The sequence below is a fragment of the Lysinibacillus sp. KCTC 33748 genome (assembly GCF_002237755.1).
Taxonomy (GTDB): Bacteria; Bacillota; Bacilli; order Bacillales_A; family Planococcaceae; genus Lysinibacillus.
In genome coordinates this window covers 161,135-176,417 of record NZ_MWSJ01000007.1, presented here as the reverse complement: position 1 = coordinate 176,417, position 15,283 = coordinate 161,135, and the positions used below count along the sequence as shown (strand labels likewise).

12 protein-coding genes and 15 tRNA genes are annotated in these 15,283 nt (G+C 39.9%); 24 read left to right on the top strand and 3 right to left on the bottom strand.

Going from position 1 to position 15,283, the window contains the following annotated elements; genetic code table 11:
• Window positions 1–2: 2 nt before the first annotated feature.
• The 15 genes from B1B04_RS12055 (at window position 3) to B1B04_RS11985 (ending at window position 1,352) form a co-directional block, all read left to right on the top strand.
• Window positions 3–91, top strand: a tRNA-Leu gene (locus B1B04_RS12055).
• A gap of 14 nt (window positions 92–105) precedes the next feature.
• Window positions 106–182 (top strand) — tRNA-Arg (locus B1B04_RS12050).
• Window positions 183–195: 13 nt separating this feature from the next.
• Window positions 196–272: transfer RNA gene (locus B1B04_RS12045), tRNA-Pro, on the top strand.
• Between the two features lie 6 nt (window positions 273–278).
• Window positions 279–354 (top strand) — tRNA-Ala (locus B1B04_RS12040).
• Window positions 355–380: 26 nt separating this feature from the next.
• A tRNA-Met gene (locus B1B04_RS12035) sits at window positions 381–454 on the top strand.
• A gap of 7 nt (window positions 455–461) precedes the next feature.
• Window positions 462–538, top strand: a tRNA-Ile gene (locus B1B04_RS12030).
• A gap of 15 nt (window positions 539–553) precedes the next feature.
• Window positions 554–646, top strand: a tRNA-Ser gene (locus B1B04_RS12025).
• Window positions 647–695: 49 nt separating this feature from the next.
• A tRNA-Met gene (locus B1B04_RS12020) sits at window positions 696–770 on the top strand.
• 3 nt (window positions 771–773) lie between these two features.
• Window positions 774–849 (top strand) — tRNA-Asp (locus tag B1B04_RS12015).
• 15 nt (window positions 850–864) lie between these two features.
• Window positions 865–940, top strand: a tRNA-Phe gene (locus B1B04_RS12010).
• 3 nt (window positions 941–943) lie between these two features.
• A tRNA-Gly gene (locus tag B1B04_RS12005) sits at window positions 944–1,017 on the top strand.
• A 6-nt stretch (window positions 1,018–1,023) separates the two neighbouring features.
• A tRNA-Ile gene (locus tag B1B04_RS12000) sits at window positions 1,024–1,100 on the top strand.
• 4 nt (window positions 1,101–1,104) lie between these two features.
• Window positions 1,105–1,181 (top strand) — tRNA-Asn (locus B1B04_RS11995).
• A gap of 6 nt (window positions 1,182–1,187) precedes the next feature.
• Window positions 1,188–1,278: transfer RNA gene (locus B1B04_RS11990), tRNA-Ser, on the top strand.
• Between the two features lie 2 nt (window positions 1,279–1,280).
• A tRNA-Glu gene (locus B1B04_RS11985) sits at window positions 1,281–1,352 on the top strand.
• A gap of 147 nt (window positions 1,353–1,499) precedes the next feature.
• Here the strand turns inward: B1B04_RS11985 and B1B04_RS11980 are convergent.
• Both B1B04_RS11980 and B1B04_RS11975 read right to left on the bottom strand, forming a co-directional pair.
• Window positions 1,500–2,138 carry an NAD(P)-dependent oxidoreductase gene (locus B1B04_RS11980; protein ID WP_079561696.1) on the bottom strand — a complete coding sequence of 213 codons (639 nt, stop codon included), beginning with the start codon at window positions 2,136–2,138 and terminating at the stop codon, window positions 1,500–1,502.
• Between the two features lie 332 nt (window positions 2,139–2,470).
• Window positions 2,471–3,616 (bottom strand): PD-(D/E)XK nuclease family protein, encoded by a 1,146-nt coding sequence (locus tag B1B04_RS11975; protein WP_079561695.1) that lies wholly within the window; start codon window positions 3,614–3,616, stop codon window positions 2,471–2,473.
• A gap of 138 nt (window positions 3,617–3,754) precedes the next feature.
• On the opposite strand from B1B04_RS11975, the gene dpaL reads away from it, so the two are divergent.
• From dpaL to B1B04_RS11955, 4 genes are all read left to right on the top strand, one after another.
• Window positions 3,755–4,966, top strand: coding sequence for a diaminopropionate ammonia-lyase (gene dpaL, locus B1B04_RS11970; RefSeq protein WP_240518280.1), 1,212 nt, complete (start codon window positions 3,755–3,757; stop codon window positions 4,964–4,966).
• A gap of 182 nt (window positions 4,967–5,148) precedes the next feature.
• Window positions 5,149–5,910, top strand: coding sequence for a MerR family transcriptional regulator (locus B1B04_RS11965; RefSeq protein WP_079561693.1), 762 nt, complete (start codon window positions 5,149–5,151; stop codon window positions 5,908–5,910).
• Between the two features lie 143 nt (window positions 5,911–6,053).
• The gene (locus B1B04_RS11960) at window positions 6,054–6,503 is read left to right on the top strand and encodes a TraR/DksA C4-type zinc finger protein (RefSeq protein WP_079561692.1); all 450 of its coding nucleotides are present in this window, start codon (window positions 6,054–6,056) and stop codon (window positions 6,501–6,503) included.
• 48 nt (window positions 6,504–6,551) lie between these two features.
• Window positions 6,552–7,478 (top strand): dipeptidase, encoded by a 927-nt coding sequence (locus tag B1B04_RS11955; RefSeq protein ID WP_079561691.1) that lies wholly within the window; start codon window positions 6,552–6,554, stop codon window positions 7,476–7,478.
• A gap of 29 nt (window positions 7,479–7,507) precedes the next feature.
• On the opposite strand, the gene B1B04_RS11950 is transcribed toward B1B04_RS11955, so the two are convergent.
• The gene (locus B1B04_RS11950; RefSeq protein WP_079561690.1) at window positions 7,508–8,428 is read right to left on the bottom strand and encodes a 1,4-dihydroxy-2-naphthoate polyprenyltransferase; all 921 of its coding nucleotides are present in this window, start codon (window positions 8,426–8,428) and stop codon (window positions 7,508–7,510) included.
• A gap of 379 nt (window positions 8,429–8,807) precedes the next feature.
• Between B1B04_RS11950 and B1B04_RS11945 the strand changes: the two genes are divergently transcribed.
• From B1B04_RS11945 to B1B04_RS11925, 5 genes are all read left to right on the top strand, one after another.
• Window positions 8,808–10,193, top strand: a complete 1,386-nt coding sequence (locus tag B1B04_RS11945) for an isochorismate synthase (protein ID WP_079561689.1) — start codon at window positions 8,808–8,810, stop codon at window positions 10,191–10,193.
• On the top strand, window positions 10,186–11,910 hold the full coding sequence (gene menD, locus B1B04_RS11940; protein ID WP_079561688.1) for a 2-succinyl-5-enolpyruvyl-6-hydroxy-3-cyclohexene-1-carboxylic-acid synthase: 1,725 nt from the start codon (window positions 10,186–10,188) through the stop codon (window positions 11,908–11,910). The genes B1B04_RS11945 and menD overlap by 8 nt, the downstream gene beginning before the upstream one ends.
• Window positions 11,898–12,731 (top strand): 2-succinyl-6-hydroxy-2,4-cyclohexadiene-1-carboxylate synthase, encoded by an 834-nt coding sequence (menH, locus tag B1B04_RS11935; RefSeq protein WP_079561687.1) that lies wholly within the window; start codon window positions 11,898–11,900, stop codon window positions 12,729–12,731. Before menD ends, menH begins: the two co-directional genes overlap by 13 nt.
• A gap of 147 nt (window positions 12,732–12,878) precedes the next feature.
• Window positions 12,879–13,697: a 1,4-dihydroxy-2-naphthoyl-CoA synthase gene (gene menB / locus B1B04_RS11930; protein WP_053485078.1), complete on the top strand. Its 819-nt coding sequence runs from the start codon at window positions 12,879–12,881 to the stop codon at window positions 13,695–13,697.
• Between the two features lie 161 nt (window positions 13,698–13,858).
• Window positions 13,859–15,283 carry an o-succinylbenzoate--CoA ligase gene (locus tag B1B04_RS11925; protein ID WP_079561686.1) on the top strand — a complete coding sequence of 475 codons (1,425 nt, stop codon included), beginning with the start codon at window positions 13,859–13,861 and terminating at the stop codon, window positions 15,281–15,283.

Genomic DNA, 15,283 nt, shown 5'->3' with positions numbered 1-15,283 from the left:
GTGCCGGGGTGGCGGAACTGGCAGACGCACAGGACTTAAAATCCTGCGGTAGGTGACTACCGTGCCGGTTCGATTCCGGCCCTCGGCACCATTTTTTTATAATTAGCGCCCGTAGCTCAATTGGATAGAGCGTCTGACTACGGATCAGAAGGTTATGGGTTCGACTCCTGTCGGGCGCGCCAAATTAATATTTATCGGAATGTAGCTCAGCTTGGTAGAGCACTTGGTTTGGGACCAAGGGGTCGTAGGTTCGAATCCTGTCATTCCGACCATTTTATGGGGCCTTAGCTCAGCTGGGAGAGCGCCTGCCTTGCACGCAGGAGGTCAGCGGTTCGATCCCGCTAGGCTCCACCATAAAAGATAACCAGTATAAAGATCCTGGCGGCGTAGCTCAGCTGGCTAGAGCGTACGGTTCATACCCGTAAGGTCGGGGGTTCGATCCCCTCTGCCGCCATCTTAAAGGACCTTTAGCTCAGTTGGTTAGAGCAGACGGCTCATAACCGTCCGGTCGCAGGTTCGAGTCCTGCAAGGTCCACCATTTATATATTTTTACGGAGGTATACCCAAGTCTGGCTGAAGGGATCGGTCTTGAAAACCGACAGGCGGGTAACACCGCGCGGGGGTTCGAATCCCTCTACCTCCTCCAGTTTTTTTATAAATGGCGCTTGAAAAACTCGAAAAGAATATTTTATTAACGCGGGGTGGAGCAGTGGTAGCTCGTCGGGCTCATAACCCGAAGGTCGTTGGTTCAAATCCGGCCCCCGCAACCAAATGGTCCCGTGGTGTAGCGGTTAACATGCCTGCCTGTCACGCAGGAGATCGCCGGTTCGATCCCGGTCGGGACCGCCATTTTTTAAAAAATATGGGTCAGTAGCTCAGTTGGTAGAGCATTAGATTGAAGCTCTAAGTGTCGGCGGTTCGATTCCGTCCTGACCCACCATATGCGGGTGTAGTTTAATGGTAAAACCTCAGCCTTCCAAGCTGATGTCGTGAGTTCGATTCTCATCACCCGCTCCAATCTAAGGGCCTATAGCTCAGCTGGTTAGAGCGCACGCCTGATAAGCGTGAGGTCGATGGTTCGAGTCCATTTAGGCCCACCATTATTCCGAAGTAGCTCAGTTGGTAGTAGCACCTGACTGTTAATCAGGTTGTCGCAGGTTCGAGTCCTGCCTTCGGAGCCATTTTTTGGGGAAGTACTCAAGAGGCTGAAGAGGCGCCCCTGCTAAGGGTGTAGGTCGGGTAACCGGCGCGAGGGTTCAAATCCCTCCTTCTCCGCCATTGGCCCGTTGGTCAAGTGGTTAAGACACCGCCCTTTCACGGCGGTAACACGGGTTCGAATCCCGTACGGGTCATACTAAAATACAGTAGATGTAATTTACATCTACTGTATTTTTTTGTATTTCCAAATGGTTCAAAGGTGGCGAATGTAATACTATTTGTCTTTAAGATACACTATAAAAATAGCATGTTACTTTTCATGTCTTTTTATTGCTAGTACCCTAATGGGATATAAAAGGTGTTTTGTGCACGTACTTTTCATTATCAATATGATCAATGATAAAAGTGGCTATATCTTGATTCGTAATTTTTGTACCAGGCATATCAGTAAGATTTTCCTTTATCTGATTGGATGTTAAGCTATCTTTTACAAACGGTAATCTAAGTAGTGTCCATTTGATCTGTTTACTATTTAATAAAAGTTCCCATTCCAATTTTTTATCCTTCATCATTTTCGGAAAGAGAACTTCAAACATCTTTGCTCCAAAACGATTCATCATGCTTTTTTTGTCCTCTTTAATCGTTAGAGAACCACCGGAAACACCTATATATCGACTAATGTTTAAATCTTTCATCACATTAAAAATAGTAGCTGTAACTTTACTATAAATAGGTTCCTCTTTAGGTGGTTGACCAAATGTATTAATAACAACTTGACAATCTTTAAGTAGTTCTCGAATGCTTTCTATCTCTTGAACCTGTCCTTTCACTATTTCAATTTTATCATTTTTATATAGTACCTTATCCGGATTTCTAACAAGCATCCGAACATGATATCCTTTTTCTATTGCACGAGCTGCTATATGCCTTCCTACTTTCCCTGTTCCTCCAATTATCGCTATTCTACTAGTACTATCCATTTTATACCTCCAATTGAATATGCTAGTACATATACGATGAATCTCATTAATAAGTTTCGAATTTTTCTTTTTCTATGTAAGCTGCTTTCCAAAAGATTGTTGCTGTTAAAACAAAAAGGCAGATTTAATCTACAAAATGTGTAGAAAAAAATCCGCCTTTTTTTAAAACTAAAGCCCCGTTTTAGGAAAAATAGCAATGCTTATTAAACAATCGTGCCTTTTTGTGGAATACTTGAATACGAAATAATCTTGAAAAATATTTAGTTAAGTCTACATCACTACAATAATTTCTTTAATAACTTATAGTAATGTATATGTAGCTCTGAAGGAGCTTAATCCTCTTCCTCTTGAGCTAAAGATGCAGCGATATCATCACGTACATCAGACAGTTTCTTCTTATCACCATTTGGATACACAATACTCCACAACGCATAGCCATTGTAACGCTCTGTGTAATTTTCACCTTTAACGGAATTTACTGCGGCAATGGCAGCGGCTGAAGGACTACTATATTCTTTTCCTTCAAAAAGGACCTTGCCACTTGTTAGGTCGATTTCTGCCTCTCTTACGGCACCTCCATAAGTAGCTTCTAGATTTCTTTCGTCTTCATTTAGTCGTGAATACAACTCTTTCCAAGAGATATTTGATTGACGAATCGGAGAAGACGTTTTGGCCGTTCTTTTTTCAGGTGTCTCATTTTTAACCGCATCGAATATCTCATCTAATACATCCTTATACTTATCATATATTGCTACACACAACTCATCATTTACTCTTGCCATCGGCTTATTCACTCCTTTATAGACCATACGAAGATTATGTATATACTCCTCTAAAATATTTTTATTTGCCGTTGTAATTTTCGGGTGATTCAAGCAAGGCACTATGACAAAATCATATAACCCTTGATAATCAATTTGAATAAACTCGGGACATTTTGGTTTTACCGTGGCATCTGGAGACAAAAAGACCTTTAATTCATATGTATACGAGTCATCCAATTGTTTTAAGATTTTCGTATAGGTTTCGGTCTGGTCTTTGTTTTCTCTTGCCAACACCTTATTCTCCACAATGATTTTTACCAGATCGTTCGTCAAATACAAATCAAATCGAGCCCGTAATTCCTGGTTTGTCTCGGGATCGACCGCAGACTCCGATACCTCAGTTGCCACTTTCATTTCCTCTAGTTGGAGTGAGTCCGATTCGATTAAATCAAAATCAATAACAGTTTTCGCATTTGATACATTCTCCTCGCAAATATAGTAGAGAAAACGCTTCAGCGGGAACGTCCCTAAATTTAACGAAGACGTTGGTGAAAGCAACCAACTGATAAAAGAACTATGCATCGTTTCGCGGTGTCCAAAACCCAATAATTGAAACAAGCTTTGTTTTTCAAAAGATTCTTGTAAACGCAAGAAATCAGAATCACTAATTAACTGATTCAGCTTGGTTTTCAACTCTTTCTCATTTCTTATCATATTCTAACCTCTCAAACTCAGTAGATTTAAAGTATCGAAAACTATTATAGCAATAATCTTTTCGAAAACAGCCTTGTAGTATTTTTTTGTAGTGCTATAAGCTAAGATAAATATAGAAACAAAAGTAGGGGGATGAAGATGGAAAAATTATTATGGACAGACAACCAACAATATTTGATGCAGAAGAACGTAGAACAAGTAGTACCTTTTCTACATCATTTTTCACCAGAACAAGTAAACCGTGTTGGTAGATTTCAACGTACATATGAGAAATTTGAAAGCACACCATTACGAAGCTTAAATGCTTTTGCATCACTAGTTGGCGTACAAAGTGTTTTTGTAAAAGATGAATCATATCGATTTGACTTAAATGCATTCAAAGTATTGGGTGGTGTTTATGCAATTGGGCAGTACGTTGCCAAAAAGTTAGATAGGAATATTGATGAGCTATCGTTTGAGCAGCTTAAATCACCAGAAATAAAGGAGCAGCTAGGGGACTTAACATTTATTTCAACGACCGATGGCAATCATGGTCGTGGAGTAGCTTGGGCTGCTAGAGAGCTTGGTTTGAAAGCACGCATTTATATGCCAGCAGGTAGTGCTGAGGAGCGCCTCCAAAATATTAAAAATGAAGGTGCATATGCTGAAATAACGACAATGAATTATGATGATACAGTTCGTTATACATCACAACTAGCAACAGACAATGGCTGGGTCGTTATTCAGGATACGATGTGGGAAGGCTATGAGGAAATCCCGTTATGGATTATGCAAGGCTATACAACACTAATAAAAGAAGTCGCCCTGCAGTTGGAAAAAGCACCTACCCATGTATTTTTACAAGCTGGGGTTGGATCTTTTGCAGGTGCGGTTGTAGCTTTCTTACAACAATACTATGAGCAAGAGATTACATTTGTCTTAGTTGAGCCTTTTGTAGCGAATTGCTATTATGAAAGCTTTAAAGCAGGAGCTGAGCAGTTTGTAACGGTTGGTGGAGAGATGCAAACCATTATGGCAGGTCTTGCATGTGGTGAGCCGAATCCACAAGCTTGGGATTTATTAAAGACTTATACGAAGGTGAGTATATGCTGTGATGAGGAAATTGCCGCTACAGGTATGCGCATTCTTGGAAATCCACTAGCAACAGATGCACGAATTATTGCTGGAGAATCGGGAGCTGCCCCGGTTGGATGTTTTTATGAGTTGATGATGAATGAGAAATATATAGAACTGAAAGATACATTACAAATAGATGAAAATTCTCGTATATTGTTTATTAACACTGAAGGTGACACAGATGTAGAGAACTATAGAAATATTATGTGGCATGGGAAATATGCAAACATTTAATTGAAGGAAGGAGCAAACTAGTGATAGTTTGCTTTTTTCATTCACATGTATTGAAGGTTGAAATTTGAATGACTTATACAATTAATTCAACGTTATGGTAACGAGCAAATTTTTTTATTTTTTTTCTTGACCTTAACGTTGCGTAAAGATTTACAGTAGTAGTAGTAGAGGGGGTGAACAGTGTGGATTTTACGATTCAAGAGCTTGCTCAATTATCCGGAGTTAGCACAAGAACACTACGCTATTACGATGAAATTGGATTACTGAAGCCAGCAAGAACCAATGAGGTGGGCTATCGGTTTTACGGACAGTTTGAAGTTGATATGCTCCAGCAAATTTTATTTTATAGAGCATTAGATATGAAGTTAGCAACCATTAAGGAAATTATTCAATCGCCAGGTTTTGAACATACAGAGGCACTCAAAATCCATCGTACGGCTTTACTGAAACGCAAGGAACAGTTGGATAAGATATTACAAACAGTGGAAAAAACCATTCAATCTATAGAGGAGGAACAACCAATGACAAATGAAGAGAAATTTAATGGATTTAAAGAGAAGCTAATCGAGGAAAATGAAAAGCAATATGGGCAAGAAGTTCGTGCAAAATATGGTGACAAAACGGTTGATGCATCGAATGCGAAACTAATGAATATGACCGAGGAACAGTATGAGGCTATGCAGCAGTTAGAACAGCAATTATTTGCTCGTTTAAAAGAAGCGATGGCAATCGGCGATACAAACAATGATGTGGCAATGGAAGTAGCAGAGCTTCATAAACGTTGGCTTAGCTTTTCGTGGTCACAATATTCTAAGGAAGCACATGCAGGTATAGCACAGATGTATGTAGCGGATGAACGCTTTTCAGCTTATTACGATGAACGTGTTGCTAAAGGAGCAGCGCAATTTTTACATGATGCCATCCACAATTTCACTTTAACGTAATTATAGCAGCAGTTTCGCTTTCGCTACAAAAAACATTTACTAAATGAAAATAATTATACAAAAAATAAGTGATTCCTTCTTATGCTTTCATGTTTTAGAAATTTTAATTTAGGAAAAAATGAAGGCATGAGGAGGAGATTTTTTTGAACCCACAAGTAATGGAAAAATTGAAAAAGCAATTAGAGCAGGAGCTACAGGAAATAGAACAGCAACTGGAGGAATCAGAGCGTCCACAAGCGACAGAGCTATCTAATTATGATAATCATCCAGCTGACAATGCAAGTGATTTAACGGATCAGTTAACGGAAATGGCGATTGATGAGCACCGTGGTGACGATGCTGAAGAAATAAAGGCTGCACTACAAGCGATGGAGGACGGTACATATGGTAAATGTGCTGTATGTGGTGAAGAGATTCCGATTGGTCGCCTAGAAGCTATGCCGAAAGCATTGACATGTGTTGAACATGCGGAGCACAAAGAAGATAATTTAAGGCCAGTAGAGGAAGATGTATTGTCTTCTACCCCAAAATCGGATGATTTCATAGAACTTGAGGACTTTGGCTCTTCCGATACACCACAAGATAAAAGTTAGTAAGCATTTTCACTCTCAGGCAGTATAATAGCAGTATGGGGTGAGAATATGGATATAATTGATTTACACTGTGATGCTCTATTGAAATTAACAACTTTAGAAGCGGCAAAATTTGAAGATGATGTACGTTTGCATGCCAATAGAGAGAGATTACATTTAGGGCGGGTTAAGGCACAAGTATTTGCTATTTTTATAAACCCTAACATTCCGCAAAGCATGCAATTCTTAGAGGCGGTGCGGCAAATTGAAGCCTTCCATACACATGTAATACAAACTGAGGGCATGGTGCATATTACGGATTGGTCCCAATTAGATAATTTAGCTCCGCATGAAGTTGGAGCCATTTTAAGCTTAGAGGGCTGTGGTCCAATCGGTGAAGATTTAGCAAAGCTTTCTGCCATATTAGATGCAGGTGTAAAGCTTGTTGGTCTAACGTGGAATGAAGAAAATGCTGTAGCTCACGGTGCTGAACAGGGTGCAAGCCTTGGTTTAAAATCATTTGGTAAAGAAGTTATAAACTTGCTAAATGAGAGAGACATTATTATCGATGTCTCACATTTAAATGAACAGAGCTTTTGGGATGTCTTGCCACTAGCGAAGCACCTAATTGCTAGTCATAGTAATGCACGTGCAATTTGTGATCATCCTAGAAATTTATCGGATGCTCAGGCGAAAGCACTTGTCGAGCATGGTGGTCATATACATGTCGTGTACTACCCGAATTTTATCCGAGACAATGCTATGATAGATGATTTAGTAGCACATGTGAAGCATCTAGCGAATATAGTAGGGGTAGAGCACCTTGGACTAGGTTCAGACTTCGATGGTATAGATGTTACTGTCAAAGGATTAGCGCACGCAGGAGAGGCGCAAAATTTGTTAGAGGCATTACGTGAACATTTTTCAATCGAAGAAGTTTGCGGTATTGCAAGTAATAATTTTCGACGCTATGTAAAAGATGCAGCAACCTTTTAAGGCTGCTGCATCTTTAATGATGGATCATCTTAATAAAAGAAATATTGAATTAATAAACCGATTCCTAAGAGGAAGCCGAAGAATGTATTTGTTTGCGCTGTAAATTTCATCGCAGGCATCACTTCTTTAGCTTCTTTTTTATCGCGGAAAATTTGAATCGCACGAAGTGGTTTTGGAACACTTAAGAAAATGATTAGAGCCCAAAAGGTAATACCGTCAATTGCTACAAGAGCGATTACCCATAAGTACGAAATGATAAAAAAGCCAGATAGGACAGAAATGGCATTGTCTCGGCCTACTAAAATAGCAAGCGTTTTTCGACCACCTTCTGTATCGCCAACGATATCACGAATATTGTTGGACAGCATGATCGCCCCAACTAAAATCATACTAGGTACTGAAAGTAAAACAGCATCAAAAGTTACTGTAAGTGTTTGAATATAAAAGGCGATTAAGACAATACCCATTCCCATAACAGCGCCAGATACAAGTTCTCCGAATGGTGAATAGGCTATAGGGTAAGGTCCTCCAGTATATAAAAAACCGATCAGCATACAAACAAGCCCTACGGCAGCAAGCCACCAAGAGGTAGAGGCACATATGTAAATGCCAAGCAGCATAGCGATTGCATAAAAGCTTAAGGCAATCATCATAATAGTTTTTGGTTGAACACCGTGACGTACAATCGTTCCACCGATACCGACAGAATTTTCATTGTCTAGTCCTAATTTGTAATCGTAATATTCATTGAACATATTTGTTGCTGCTTGTATAAGCATACTTGCAATGAGCATAGCAAAAAATAGTCCATAATCGATTGTTTGTTTTTCAATTGCTAAGGCAATCGATGTTCCTAAAAATACTGGAACGAATGAAGCGGTTAAAGTATGTGGACGTGTTAAATGCCACCAAACTTTAAAACCCCTATCAGCTTCAATGACTTTGGTCATAAGGTCTTTCTCTCCTTCAAATGTTGTAGACTATTCTTATTTTATACGAAGAATGAGAAATTGGATAGGTTCACAGCTTATTACATACAGTTCAGATAAAAAAAATGATACAATAGAACATGCATTTATGAACTGAAAACAATAATTAAGATAATAGCAACAGTACAAGGAATAGGCTAGCAAAATAAAATGACAGCTATTTTAACAAAAGAAATATGATGTGGTAAAAGTACAAACGCTCACTTTATTATGCAAAGGTTTGTTCAATTTGTGTTATAGAAAAGCCAAAGCAGTTAAAATTTATATTGAAAGTTAGAACGAGTACAAAACATACCGTGCGTCATTCATTATGTACATTGCAACAACGGAGGTAATTTTCATGCAACAGAAGTGGTACCAAGCCACAGAAGTAGAAGTGGACTCTTTGGGCCAAAGCCTTCATTTTTATATGGAAACAATTGAAGTAAGTCGCTTATCGGCGCTCGCATTTTATGCGGCGGGTGAGGAGCATTATAAAGGTGAACGATTTTATTGGCAAAATAGAGAAAAAACAATGACTTTAGTAGGGCTAGGACATGCCTATACGATTCAAAATAACGCCAAAAATGATCGCTACGATGCAATAGAAGCTGAATGGAAAAGCTTAACGAAAAACTGTGTTAAGGGACAAAGTGAACTACAGCCAATTTTATTTGGCGGATTTACATTCGATCCACAAAACAATGTTGCTGGGGAGTGGACAGACTTTCCAGAGGCTTTTTTTGCGCTCGCAACTTATCAGCTTGTCATACGTGATGACAAAGCGTTTGTAAGTATTCATCTTATATCAAAAGATGGGCAAGCAGAGTCTCAGTTTGACGCGTTACGTAAAGAGCGAGATCATTTAATTCATGCTGCGCAGGTAAAAGAAGTAAAAACGTATTCAAAGCCTGAAATCACAAGCTATTTTGAGCCATATAAGGAACCATATTTAGCGTCGATTGACCAAGTAACAGCATTGATTAAGCAAAAGAAGGCAGATAAAGTTGTTATTGCACGCTCGCTAGCATTGCAATTTAAAGAAGAAGTTTCTTCACCACAGGTTCTATCACAAATTATTCATGAGCAGCCAGAGAGCTATTTATTTGGTTTAGAGCGTCAAGAATTATTGTTCTTTGGTGCGTCCCCTGAACGTCTTGTAAAAGTAGAAAAGGGCCGCGCCTTTTCATCTTGTGTGGCAGGTTCTATTAAACGTGGTAAGACAGCAGAGGAAGATGAAGCTTATGGACAAAGCTTATTAAATGATTCGAAAAACGGTGGCGAGCATCAATATGTTGTCGATATGATTGCGGAAACTTTCCGTAAAAATTGTGTCGAGATGAAAGTACCAGATAGCCCTCGCTTACTAAAGATTAGAGATATACAACATTTATATACACCTGTTGAAGGTCAGTTGAATAATGAGGCAACTATATTACAACTGACAAAGTCTTTGCATCCAACGCCAGCTTTAGGCGGTGTGCCAAGAAAAGAGGCAATGGCAGCTATACGTAAGTATGAGCCGATGAATCGTGGACTTTACGCCGCACCAATTGGCTGGGTAGATGCTGAAGGCAATGGGGAATTTGCAGTGGCCATTCGTTCGGCTGCTTTACTTAAGGATAAGGCTTATTTATATGCTGGTGGCGGTATAGTAGCAGATTCAGAGCCACAATCTGAATATGAGGAAACATTAGTGAAATTCCGTCCAATGCTTCGCGCGCTAGGAGGACAATTACATGAGTGAACGAGAAATGTTAACGGATTATGTTTATAAAATGGTAGCGTCACTAGTGCAAGCTGGCGTTGAAAACGTTGTAGTCAGCCCTGGCTCACGTTCTACACCTTTAGCTTATGCATTTGCTTCAACGAAACAGCTCCATATGTATCGTCAGGTTGATGAGCGATCTGCTGCCTTTTTTGCGTTAGGAATTGCAAAGGCTACAGCAAAACCTGTTGTTCTTTTATGCACATCGGGAACAGCTGCGGCAAACTATTTTCCTGCCATTGTTGAAGCAAGCTATGCCCGTGTACCATTAATTGTAATCACAGCTGATCGTCCACATGAATTGCGAGAGGTAGGTGCACCACAGGCTATCAATCAGCCGAATTTATATGGTTCCCATGTTAAGTGGAGCGTGGATTTCCCGTTGGCAGATGATGCAGCACCAACATTGCCGTTTATCGAGCGCCATATCGCACGTGCGGTAGCGATTGCAATGAGCGCCCCATTTGGACCAGTGCATATTAATGTACCGTTTAGAGAACCTTTGTTGATTGATTTTCGAGAGGAACTTCCAGAAGCGACATTTAAGCACAGTAGTATGGGTCAGTTAATACCTTCCATGGCGACTCAACAAGAGTTATCGGAGATTATACGTGCAACTAAAAGAGGCTTTGTTATTATTGGTGAGCTAGCACTTGGTACAGATTTAACAAAGATGTGGGAGTTTGTTCGTCAATTAAAATGGCCGGTCATTGTCGAGAGTTTATCTAATATGCGCTCGTCTGTCCCAGAGGATTGTCTACCATATATGATCACAACGTACGATGCAATTATGAAAAGCGAAGATTTTAAAGCATTAGTTAAACCAGATACGGTACTACGTTTAGGAGCACAGCCTGTTTCTAAATTTATTATGCAATTTATTACTAAATCGCAGCCAAATGCTTATATTGTGGTCGATGAAGATCCGATGTTCCGTGATGCTACAGGTGCGTCTACTCATTTTGTTCATGCAAGTATTGGTGAGTGGCTCACGCAATTAGAAGTCTCTGAAACAGTACTAGAAGCAGCGTATTTAGCTGAGTGGCAAGATGCTAATGATATAGCACTAGAGTATATTGAACACTATTCTGATGGTGCAATTGATGAGGGAGCAATGGTAAGTCGATTACTCAAAATGATTCCTAATGGTAGTGATATTTTTGTAAGTAGCAGTATGCCAGTGCGTGATATTGATACGTTTTTAATGGCGACACCAAAAGATCTCCGTATTGTTGCGAATCGTGGAACGAACGGTATTGATGGCGTCGTATCGACAGCAATGGGCTTTAGTCAAGGAAATAACCGAGAAACATACTTACTTATTGGCGATTTAGCCTTTTTACATGATGTCAACGGGTTAATTGCTTCAAGATACCAGGAATGCAACCTGACAATTATCGTTATGAATAATGATGGCGGCGGTATTTTCTCTTATTTACCACAATCTACAGTCGAGGCACATTATGAAGATTTGTTCGGTACACCGACTGCCCTAGAATTCTTTGATATTGCCAACATGTACGGAATGGACTATATACGTGTAGACGATATTTCAGAGCTATCAGTAAAGTTCACTACTATGAAGAAACGACCAATGCGCTTAATCGAAATTTTCACGAACCGAGAGGAAAATGTATATGCGCATCGGGCGCTGTGGAATCGCATTAATGCGGGGCTAAAAGCATGGCAAAGCTAATGATTCGTGGACTCGAAACGAGCGTGGACATCTGGAATGAAGAAGCGGGGCAAACACTCGTTGCATTGCATGGTTTTACAGGTAGTACGGCTACATGGCGAAATTTAGCGAAAGCTCTACCTAGTGTACGAGTTATTGCCATTGATTTAATTGGTCATGGTCAAACGGCAATACCCAAGCAAATTAGTCGTTTCTCTATGCAAGAGCAAATCCAAGATTTAGAGGAAGTCTTTTGCCAGTTAGAGCTTAAGAAATTTACGCTGTTAGGCTATTCAATGGGAGGAAGAGTTGCATTATCGTATGCAATCACCTACCCCGAACGCATTGAAAAGCTAATTTTAGAAAGTGCTTCGCCAGGTTTACGAACTTCAAAGGAACGATCTGAACGTTGTGAGAGGGATAACGCTCTCGCTGAAAAAATAATTAGTAATGGTTTGATATCATTTGTTAATGCATGGGAGACTATTCCTTTGTTTGAATCTCAAAAGCGTTTACCACACGATGTGCAAGAAGCGATTAGGTTCGAACGACTTTCTCAGGAGGAGGAAGGCTTGGCAGGTAGCTTACGGGGCATTGGCACAGGAGGTCAACCACCAAATTGGATGGTATTGGAGAAGCTTGAATTTCCTGTGCTTTTAATTACGGGATCACTCGATGAGAAATTTTGTAAAATAGCACTAGAAATGAAAGCGTTATTAAAAAATGCCAAGCATACGACAGTAAATGACGCTGGACATGCAATTCATGTGGAAAATCCCGCTGAGTTTGCTACAATAGTAGAGGAACATTTAACTTCTTTCAACACCAATGAGAGAATTTAAAGCCGCGGAATCGGAAAGGAATTCTTTTGTGCTTGCACAAAGCCGATTCCAGACGCAATTATGCCGAGGCATAATTGAACGTAATAAAATTTTTACGTTTTCGCCTCGATTTGAACGAGACGAATTTAATTATTAGGAGGCAATTCAATGACACGTCAATGGACAAGTTTACATACTTATGAAGACATTAAGTATGAGTTCTATAACGGTATCGCAAAAATTACGATTAACCGCCCAGAAGTACGCAACGCGTTCCGACCAAAAACGGTAATGGAAATGATCGATGCTTTTTCACGTGCACGTGATGACAAAAATGTTGGAGTTATCATTTTAACTGGTGAAGGTGAACATGCCTTCTGTTCAGGTGGAGACCAAAAAGTACGCGGTCATGGCGGCTATGTTGGTGAAGATGAAATCCCACGTCTAAACGTCCTTGATTTACAACGTTTAATCCGTGTTATTCCAAAACCTGTAGTAGCGATGGTGGCAGGTTATGCAATTGGTGGAGGACACGTATTACACGTTGTCTGTGACTTAACAATTGCTGCTGACAACGCTCGTTTTGGACAAACTGGACCAAAAGTTGGTTCATTCGATGCTGGATACGGCTCAGGCTATCTTGCACGTATTATTGGTCATAAAAAGGCGCGTGAAATTTGGTACCTTTGCCGTCAATATGATGCACAGCAAGCACTTGATATGGGATTAGTTAACACAGTTGTTCCTTATGAGCAATTAGAAGATGAAACTGTACAATGGTGTGAAGAAATGCTAGAAATGTCTCCAACTGCTCTACGCTTCTTAAAAGCAGCAATGAACGCAGATACAGACGGTTTAGCAGGTCTTCAACAAATGGCTGGCGACGCTACTCTTCTTTATTACACAACAGATGAAGCTAAAGAAGGTCGTGACGCATTTAAAGAAAAACGTCAACCAGATTTCGGTCAATTCCCAAGATTCCCTTGATGATCTGAAGCGATGAACGGCTCGTATCTTACTGAGATACGAGCTTTTTGTATATCTAAATAGGTAAGACGGATAGACTTGGCAGAGTAATGGAACTCCATATCCAACTGAAGGATATTACGATGAAATGGCAAGATAAGGCAAATTGGAGGAATAACGAGATGTATCTGAATTGGGTTTTACAGCGAGCGTATTTAACACCTTTACGAAACGGTTTAACATATAATGGGCAGACTTGGACATTTCAAGAGTTAAATGATTTATCTTTAAAACGTGCTCGTCAACTTACAACACTGGATATTAAGCAAGGCGACCGTATTGCAATAATGGGGCCGAGTAAGCCTTCACTTGTTATTATGATGTACGCATGTATGCATTTACAATGTGAAATGGTCATGCTAAATCGTAGGCTAACACAAGATGAAATAGCTTACCAGCTTGAGGATTCAGAAGCTATGGCAGTATTAGTTGCCGATGAGGATATAGAAAAATTACCATCACATACGACTAATTATTTATTTTCTACTATAGAAAAAAGTACAGAAACGGCTATTGATATTACGAAAGAATGGTCTTTAAACCAAACAACATCGATTATGTACACATCTGGGACGACTGGTTTTCCCAAGGGCGTTTGTCAAACAGTAGGAAATCACCAGGCAAGTGCAACGGCCTCAGTGTTAAATATAGGTTTGCATGCGGATGATACTTGGTTATGTGCTGTACCACTTTTTCATATTAGCGGCTTTTCTATTTTAGTGCGTTCACTGTTGTACGGAAATAAAGTGCATTTATATGATCAATTTGATGCAGAAGCAATTTCACAAAATATAATGGATGGCGAGGTTACACATATGTCGGTAGTCGCTGTCATATTGGAAAGGATTCTACATACTCTTGAACAGAAAAATGCACAAGCCTCACCGAAATTTAAAATGATGCTAGCCGGTGGTGGTCCTGTACCAGTGGATTATTTAAAGAGAGCGCAAGCATTACATTTAGCTGTAGCACAAACGTATGGTATGACTGAAACTTCGTCACAAACTGCAACATTAGCAAATGAAGATGCGATGAAAAAAATTGGCTCAGCGGGAAAGCCATTATTTTTTAATCAAATGCGCATTGCTGAGCCGAATGACAATGGTGAAGGAGAGATTTGCATACGTGGTCCTCATGTTACACCAGGGTACATTGGTCGTTTTGCTCAAAAAGATGCAACGATTGATGGCTGGCTCCATACTGGGGATATTGGTTATATAGATGAAGATGGTTATTTATTTGTTATCGATCGTCGGGCTGATTTAATTATTTCAGGTGGCGAAAACATTTATCCTGCTGAAATCGAAAATGTGCTACTTACACATCCTGCTGTAAAAGAAGCGGGAGTATGCGGCATTGATGATGATAAGTGGGGACAGGTACCAATCGCCTTTGTTGTATTAAAAGAACATGTTCAGGTAGAACAATTACAAGCATTTTGTCAAAAGAAGCTTGCGAAATATAAACTTCCTAAAGAGATTATTGTTGCAGACAAGCTCCCACGAAACGGCGCCAATAAACTACTTCGGAGAAAATTAATGGATTAA